Annotated in this window: 5 protein-coding genes; 2 read left to right on the plus strand and 3 right to left on the minus strand. The window is 76.2% G+C overall.

Going from position 1 to position 7505, the window contains the following annotated elements; translation table 11 throughout:
* Positions 1-4 precede the first annotated feature (4 nt).
* Positions 5-2857, plus strand: a complete 2853-nt coding sequence (locus AB0O91_RS07985; protein ID WP_363429091.1) for an AAA family ATPase — start codon at positions 5-7, stop codon at positions 2855-2857.
* Here the strand turns inward: AB0O91_RS07985 and AB0O91_RS07990 are convergent.
* Together AB0O91_RS07990 and AB0O91_RS07995 are read right to left on the minus strand one after the other, a co-directional pair.
* Positions 2806-3936 (minus strand): LLM class flavin-dependent oxidoreductase, encoded by a 1131-nt coding sequence (locus AB0O91_RS07990; protein WP_363429093.1) that lies wholly within the window; start codon positions 3934-3936, stop codon positions 2806-2808. The two genes, AB0O91_RS07985 and AB0O91_RS07990, sit on opposite strands and share 52 nt — an antisense overlap.
* Positions 3937-3996: 60 nt before the next feature.
* Complete coding sequence (locus tag AB0O91_RS07995; RefSeq protein ID WP_363429095.1) at positions 3997-5439, minus strand: MFS transporter; 1443 nt, start codon at positions 5437-5439, stop codon at positions 3997-3999.
* A gap of 147 nt (positions 5440-5586) precedes the next feature.
* On the opposite strand from AB0O91_RS07995, the gene AB0O91_RS08000 reads away from it, so the two are divergent.
* A complete protein-coding gene (locus AB0O91_RS08000; RefSeq protein WP_363429097.1) occupies positions 5587-6525 on the plus strand; it encodes a TetR family transcriptional regulator in 939 nt (312 codons plus the stop codon).
* 65 nt (positions 6526-6590) lie between these two features.
* Here the strand turns inward: AB0O91_RS08000 and AB0O91_RS08005 are convergent, their stop codons facing one another.
* Complete coding sequence (locus AB0O91_RS08005) at positions 6591-7475, minus strand: TIGR03621 family F420-dependent LLM class oxidoreductase (protein ID WP_363429099.1); 885 nt, start codon at positions 7473-7475, stop codon at positions 6591-6593.
* Positions 7476-7505: the final 30 nt, after the last annotated feature.

The raw sequence follows: 7505 nt of genomic DNA on the forward strand, positions 1-7505 counted from the left end.
AGACGTGAATCCTGTCGAACGCGACACCCAACTGGACCGCTTCGCCCACCTGCTGGACGCATGCCTCGACGGCAGCGGCGGCACGCTCGCCGTCTCCGGCCCCGCCGCCTGCGGCCGGACCGAACTGCTCCGCGCCTTCGAAGCGGCGGCCGGCGCCCGCGGCGCGGTGGTGCTCACCGCGACCGCCCGCTGCTCGGAGCGCACCGTGCACTTCGGCGTGCTGCACCAGCTGCTGCGCCACCCCGGCCTGCCCGCCGCGGTCCGGACGGCGGCACAGGCCCTGCTCGGCGGCCCCGACACCGCCGAGCCCTGCCGGGAGGACCCACCGGGCACCGGGCAGGTGCCCTCCCGGATCGACCAGGAACTGTGGCTGCTGCTGCACACCCTGGCCACCCGGACCCCGCTGCTGCTCGCCGTGGACGACCTCCAGCACGCCGACCCGGCCTCCCGGCAGACCCTGATCCACCTGGCGGCCCGGACCCCGACCGCCCCCGTGCTGCTGGTCGTCACCGAGCCCGACCCGCCGACCGGCTCCGGCACCGACCGCGACTGGTCGACCGCCCTGCTGCGCCTGCCGCACCTCACCCGGCTGCGGGTCGACCGGCTCAGCGAGCACGGCACCGGACGGCTGCTCACCGCCCTGCTCGGCGCGCCCCCGGCCCGACTCCCCGTCTGGTACCGGCTGACCGGCGGCAACCCGCTGCTGCTGCGCGCCCTCGCCGAGGACTGCGCCGCCACCGGCCCGGCGGTCGAGCCGGTGCCCGGACCGGCGTTCGCGCTGGCCGTCCGGGCCTGCCTGCACCGGGCCGGGACCGCGGCGGCCGAACCGGCCTGGGCCCTCGCCGTCCTGGCCGAGTCCGGCTCCACCGACCTGCTGCCGCACCTGCTCGGCGGACCGGCCCGCGAGGTGCTGACCGCCCTGACCGCGGGCGGCCTGGTGGTGGACGACCGACTGCGCGGCGCCGCCGTCGCCCGGGCCGTCCTCGACGGCCTGCCCGAACCCGACCGCGCCGCCCGCCAACTGCGCGCCGCCCGGCTGGTCTACGAGTCGGGCGGCACCCCGGAGTCGGTCGCCGCGCACCTGCTGGCGGCCCGCGACGGCAGCGAGCCGTGGGCCCGCCCGGTGCTGCTGGACGCCGCCCGGGCGGCGCTGCGCCGCGACGACGACGCCTTCGCCGAGCGCTGCCTGGCGCTGGCCGGCCGGGCCGGCGACGCCGAGGTCGCGCTGCTGCGCGGGCTCGTGCGCTTCCGCTCCGACCCGCAGGCCGCGTACCGGCTGGTCCGCCCGCTCGCCGACCGCCTGGACGAACTGGCCGCCGGCGAGCGGATCGGCCTGCTGCGGATGCTGAACTGGCACGGCACCGAGGCCGAGATCACCCGCACCCTCACCGGCCCGGAACCGGCCGCCGGCCCGCTGCGCGACGAACTGACCCGGGCCCTGGAACAGGTCCGCTCGATCGCCCCGCACCTGGTGCCACCCGGCCACCCCGAACCGCCGCCCGGCCTGCCCGCCGGGGAGCCCCAGCAGCGCTCGCTGCTCGCCCTGCCCCGGGTACTGCGCACCGGCGGCACGCCGGAGGACCTTCGGACCGCCGAACTGGTGCTGCGCACCACGCCGTTGGAGGACGCCGGGTACGGGGCACTGCAGTCCGCGCTCTACGTGCTGCTCTACGCGGACCGGGCGGACCTGGCGGCGCCGTGGTGCGCGGGCCTGCTGCGGGAGACCGCCGGACGCCGGATCCCGGTCTGGCAGGCCCTGCTGACCGCCACCATGGCGGAGATCAAGCTGCGGCTGGGCGAGGCGGCGGAGGCGGCCCGGTACGCCCGGCGGGCGCTGGCGCTGCTGCCCTCGGGCGGCTGGGGCGTCTGGCTGGGCTCGCCGCTCTCGGCACTGCTGCTGTCCTCGGCCGCGCTCGGCGCGGCGCCCGAGGCGGAGGCCGGGCTGCCCACCCTGCCGGAGCGGCTGACCCGGACCCGCTACGGGGCGCAGTTCCTGCACGCCCGCGGCCGCCACCGGCTGGCGGCGGGCGCGCCGGACGCGGCGCTGGAGGACTTCACCCGCTGCGGGCGGCTGCTGGAGGGGTGGGGGCTGGACGCGCCCTCCTTCGTGCCCTGGCGCGCCGACGCGGCCCGGGCGCTGCTGGCGCTGCGCCGCCCGGAGCAGGCCCATCGGCTGGCGCTGGCCCAGGTGGCGCACCCGGCGGCGGCCCGGCCGAGGACCAGGGGGCTGTCGTTGCGGGCGCTGGCCGCGTGCGACCCGGCGCGCCGGGTCGAACTGCTCCAGCAGGCCGTGGAGTTGCTGGCGGAGGCCGGGGACCGGTTGGAACTGTCCTGGGCGCTCGCGGAGTTGGCCGAGGCCCAGCTGGTGGCGGGCCGGCGGCCGGCCGGTCGGGAGGCGCTGCGGCGGGCCCGGGAGGGTGCCGAGGAGCTGGGGCTCGAGCCGCTGCTGGCCCGGGTGCGGGGGCTGGCCGAGGAGGAGGACGACCCGGGACTGAGCGCCTCGGAGCGCCGGGTGGCGCAGTTGGCGGCGGCCGGCCACTCCAACCGGGAGATCGCCGAGCAGTTGTTCATCACGGTCAGTACGGTCGAGCAGCACCTGACCCACACCTACCGCAAGCTGCGGGTCAAGGGGCGCTCCGAGTTGGCGCGTTCACTGGGGCAGGGGCCGGAGCGGTCGGGGGTGGAGCGGTCCGGGGCGGAGCGATCGGCCTCGGAGCGGTCGGGTCCGGAGCGTCCGGGATCGGAGCGGGCCCCCGCGGACCGGCACGGCACGGGGTGGCGTGCCGCGACCCGTCCGACGGGCGCTCAGAGCGCGGTGCCCAGACCCAGCCGGGCGCGCAGCGTCTCCTCGGCGTAGTCGGTGCGGTAGGCGCCGCGCCGCTGGAGCTCGGGCACCAGACCGGTGCCGATCGCCGGGAGGTCGTGCGCGGTGGTGGCCGGGCGGAGCCGGTAGCCGGTGAGCCCGGCCTGCTGCCATTCCTGGAGCAGGTCGGCGAGTTCGGCGGGTGTGCCGGCGAACACCAGGGCGTCCGAGGTGTGCTCGGTGCCCAGGGTGGCGTCCAGGCGGTCCCGCCGGGCCTTGGCGGCGCCCGGTTCGGCGTCCAGGTGCACCAGGACGTCGGCGAAGACGTGCACGGTCCGCCCGGCCCGGCCGACCGCCTGCTGCTCGGCGCGGATCTCGGCGACGGCGGTGCGGACGTCCTCGACGCCGTGCGGGGTGATCGAGACCACGTCGGTGACCTGGGCGCCGTAGCGCCACGGGACGCTGATGTGGGCCAGCGTGAACACCACGGGGTGGCCCTGCGGCGGGCGCGGGGCGGTGGACGGGTCGGGGAGGAGCGGCCACTCGCCGTCGGTGCCGTCCGCGGTGGCGAAACGGCCGGGGGCGAGGTCGCGCAGGGCCTGCTCGTCGGTGCCGCCGTCCCAGAGCGCGCGGACCACCCGGACCAGCTCGGCCGCCCGGTCGAAGCTCTGCTGGATCTGCGCCTGCACCTCGGGCAGGAACAGCGTTTCCAGCGGGATCGGCTTGGCGGGGCTGAGCTGGGTGCGCAGCCCGGCGCGGCCCGCGCTGAGGTGGTCCAGGGTGGCCACCGCCTTGGCGACCGGGGCGGGCTGGGCGGAGTTGACCACGACGGTGGGGATGATGCCGAGGTGGCGGGTGCGGGCGGCGAGGGCGCCGGCCAGCGCGATGGCGTCCAGGCGGTGCAGGGTGTGGCCGAGCCGGCGGTCCAGTTCCTCGCCCGGGCCGGGGGCGCGGGACAGCGGGTCCTCGACGGTGATGAAGTCGAGCAGCCCGGCCTCGGCCTGCCGGGCCTGGGCGGCCCAGTGGTCGAGGGTGAACGGCCTCGGGTCGGCCTCCGGCTGGTGGCGGGCGGCCGGGTGCCAGCCGGCGCCGTCCAGGGCGGCGGCGAGGTGCAGGTGCTGCGGTGTGCTCACGGGTGCGTGCCTTCCGGGGTGCTGGGTGCTGGGTGCGGGGCTGTGGGAGACGGTGGCCCGTCAGGCCTTGGCCCTGGGGCGGGTGATGACGAGGAGGCCGATCAGCACGGCGACGCCGCTGAAGGCGGCCGCGGCGACCACGGCGGTGGACAGGCCGTCGGCGAGCTGGGCCCGGTCGGGGTGCCGGGTGCCGTGCAGCGAGCTGCCGTAGAGGGTGGCGAGCACCGCCACGCCGAGCGAGAGGCCGATCTGCTGGACGGCCTGGAGCAGGCCGGAGGCCGCGCCGGTCTCCTTGGGCGCGAGGCCGGCCAGGATGGTCATGTTGAGCGGGACGAAGCCGAGGCCGAGACCGGCGCCGAGCAGCACCAGCGGGCCGAACAGGCCGGTCAGGTAGTCGCTGTGCGGCCCGGTGGCGGCGAGCCACAGGCTGTCGGCGAGCATCAGGGCCGCGCCGGTGACGATCAGCGTCCTGGCGCCGTACTTCGGGATCAGCTTGGCGGCGCTGCGGGCGGTGGCGAACTGGGCCACGGCCATCGGCAGGAAGGCCAGCCCGGCGGTCAGCGGGGCCAGGCCCAGGCCGTCCTGGACGTAGAGCGAGAGCAGGAAGTACGTGCCGCCCATCGCCGCGAACAGCAGCAGGAAGATCCCGTAGGCGCCGGAGCGGGCGCGCTGGGCGAGCAGACGCAGTGAGATCAGCGGCTGGCCGACCTTGGTCTCGGTGACCACGAAGGCGCCGAGCAGCAGTACCCCGACCACCAGGGAGGTCACCGTGGTGGCCGAACTCCAGCCCGCCGAGGAGGCGTTGATCAGGCCGTAGACCAGGGCGGTCATGCCGGCCGTGGAGGTGAGGGCGCCGACCACGTCGGGGCGGGCGGGGTGCCGCTCGGTCTCGGTGAGGTGACGGGTGGCCAGCAGGACGGCGGCCAGGCCGATCGGCACGTTGACGAAGAACACCAGCCGCCAGGAGAGCGTGGTGAGCAGCCCGCCGAGGATCAGCCCGATGGTGATGCCGAGCCCGGCGACGGTGGAGAAGACCCCGAGTGCCCGGCTGCGTTCCGGTCCCTCCTGGAAGGTGACGGCGATCAGCGAGAGCGCGGCGGGCGCGGCGAAGGCGAAGCCGACGCCCTGGGCGGCGCGGGCGGCGATCAGCAGCGCGGCGTTCGGGGCGAGCCCGCCGAGCAGGGAGGCGGCGACCACCACCAGCAGGCCCCAGACGAACATCCGCCGCCGGCCGAGGATGTCGCTGGCCCGTCCGCCGAGCAGCAGCAGCCCGCCGAAGGCCAGCGAGTAGGCGCTGAACACCCAGGCCAGGCCGTCCGGGGAGAAGTCCAGCCCGGACTGGATGCGGGGCAGTGCGATGTTCACGATGTTGCCGTCGACGGCCACCATCAGCTGGCAGGTGACGATCACCGCGAGGGCCAGGGCGCCGGCCCGGCCGGGAGCCTGCTGCGGGTCGTCCGGGGCGGGTGGCCCGGCCACGGATGGCTGGTCGTGGGTCGTCATGGCCGGCTCCTTGAGCGTAGGGCAGGGCAGCGTCGAGGGAACGGCCGCGGTCGACGCTTGTAGACTGCTTCATGGTAGGGAGGCGCCTCGAATGGGTCAACAAATGTTGAACGAATGTGTCGCGGCGTAACGGAGCGAGGAGGCGGCATGGCAGAGTCCCGCAGCGGTGGCACCGGGTCGGAGGCCGCTCCGACGGACGGCCTGGACGGCGCGGACGGTCCGGACGCTCCGGACGCTCCGGAGGGCCGGACCGGGCCGCGCGGCGAGCGGCGCACCCGCAGTCGGCAGGCGATCCTGGCGGCCGCCCGCGAGCTGTTCTCCGAGCTCGGCTACGAGCAGACCACGGTGCGTGCGGTGGCCCACCGGGCCGGGGTGGACCCGGCGCTGGTGATGAAGCACTTCGGCTCCAAGGAGCAGCTGTTCGAGGCGGTCTCGGAGATCGGCCTCAGCTTCGGCGGCGCGCTCGGCGGCCCCGCCGACCGGCTCGGCGAGCGGCTGCTGACGCACGTGCTGGCCGACATCGACGGCCGGCCGGACCGCAGCATGCCGGTGCTGCGCTCGATGCTCACCCACCCGCAGGCCGCCGAGGCGGTGCGCTGCGCAGTCGCCGACCCGGGCAACAGCCCGGTGGCGGACGCGCTGACCGGCGACGACGTGGAGCTGCGGGCGACCCTGGTGGGCTCGATGGTGCTCGGCCTGCTGGTCACCCGCTACCTGTTGCGCGTTCCCGAGGTCGACCGGGCCCCGGCCGAGCGGCTGGTCGAGCTGCTCGGGCCGTGTCTGCGGCCGCTGCTGGACGGCGGGGCGGCCGGGGCGGCCGGGTTGCCCGGCGTGGCCGGGTCCGCCGGGGCGGGCGTCGCGGAGGCGGCCGGCGGTGGTCCGGCCTCCGCGCTGGCCGGGCTGGCCGCCGCAGAGTCGGCCCGGCTGGCGGCGGTCGAGGAGGTGGACCGGCTGGCCCGGGAGGCGTTGGCGGCCGGGGCGTCCTTCGGTGAGGTCGGCCAGCTGCTGGGGATCAGCCGGCAGGCCGCCCGGAAGCGCTGGCCGCGCACCGAGGACGTCCCCGTCGACGGGCTGGCGACAACCTAGATTGTCACTCTCGCCGGGTGGCCGTCCTCCCGCCTGGATGACAACCCAGGTTGTCGCTCTGGTCATCAGGTGCCGGCCAGCGCCTCGACCACCGGGGCGAAGGCCTCCTGGTGGACGTCCATGACCGTGAAGTACGAGAAGCCGAAGGCGTCCCGCAGCTCCTTCACCTGGTCGATGATCTGCGGCACGGTGCCGATCAGCAGCAGCGGCGTCTGCTCCAGTTCGGTCAGCGGCACCGGCAGCTGGGTGGCGGCCACGTGCCGGATCGCGGCGTCCCGGTCCTCCGTCACGATCACCGCCTGGAGCAGCAGGTTCTTCTCCACCTGCGCCGCCCGCTCGCCCACCACCCGGTCGAAGTAGGCGACCCGGTCGGCGAGTTCGGCGCGCGGGATGAGCCGCAGCCCCCCGAACGCGGTGGGGTCGTAGCGCATCCCGATGAAGCCCACGATGTCGCCGTGCTCGGCGGCCAGCCGCAGCACCCGGTTGCCGTTGCCCGCGATCAGCAGCGGCACCGGGGCCTGCACGGCGGCGGGGACGTGCTCCGGGTCCCCGAGCAGCCGGCGCAGCTCCAGCACGGTGCGCTCCAGGGCGTCCACCCGGTCCTTGGGGGTGCCCGGGTCGAGGCCGAGCGCCTGGAACTCGGCGTGCACGTAGCCGGTGCCCAGGCCGACCTCGACCCGGCCGCCGGTCAGCCGGTCGACCGTGGCGATCTCCCGGGCCAGCAGCGGCGGGTGGTAGAAGCCGGAGTTGAGGACCAGGGTGCCGACCCGCAGGCCGGTCGCCGCCGCGGTGGCCACCAGCGGGGGGAACGGCGCGGTCCGGCCGAGGTGGTCGGGCACCAGCAGGACGTCGTAGCCCTGCGACTCGACCTCCTTGGACAGGGCCTGCCACTGTTCGGCGTCGTCGGGGACGGCGAGCTTGCCGAGGCCGAAGCGGAACGGTCGGATCATCGGGGTTCTCCTCGTGGGTCTGTCGGTGGG

The sequence above is a fragment of the Kitasatospora sp. NPDC089797 genome, assembly GCF_040684795.1.
GTDB lineage: Bacteria > Actinomycetota > Actinomycetes > Streptomycetales > Streptomycetaceae > Kitasatospora.

Bases quoted from the DNA above. Each gene is read 5' to 3' on its own strand.
- AB0O91_RS07995 (WP_363429095.1), bottom strand. From the start codon at position 5,439: ATGACGACCCACGACCAGCCATCCGTGGCCGGGCCACCCGCCCCGGAC.
- AB0O91_RS08000 (WP_363429097.1), top strand. From the start codon at position 5,587: ATGGCAGAGTCCCGCAGCGGTGGCACCGGGTCGGAGGCCGCTCCGACG.
- AB0O91_RS08005 (WP_363429099.1), bottom strand. From the start codon at position 7,475: ATGATCCGACCGTTCCGCTTCGGCCTCGGCAAGCTCGCCGTCCCCGAC.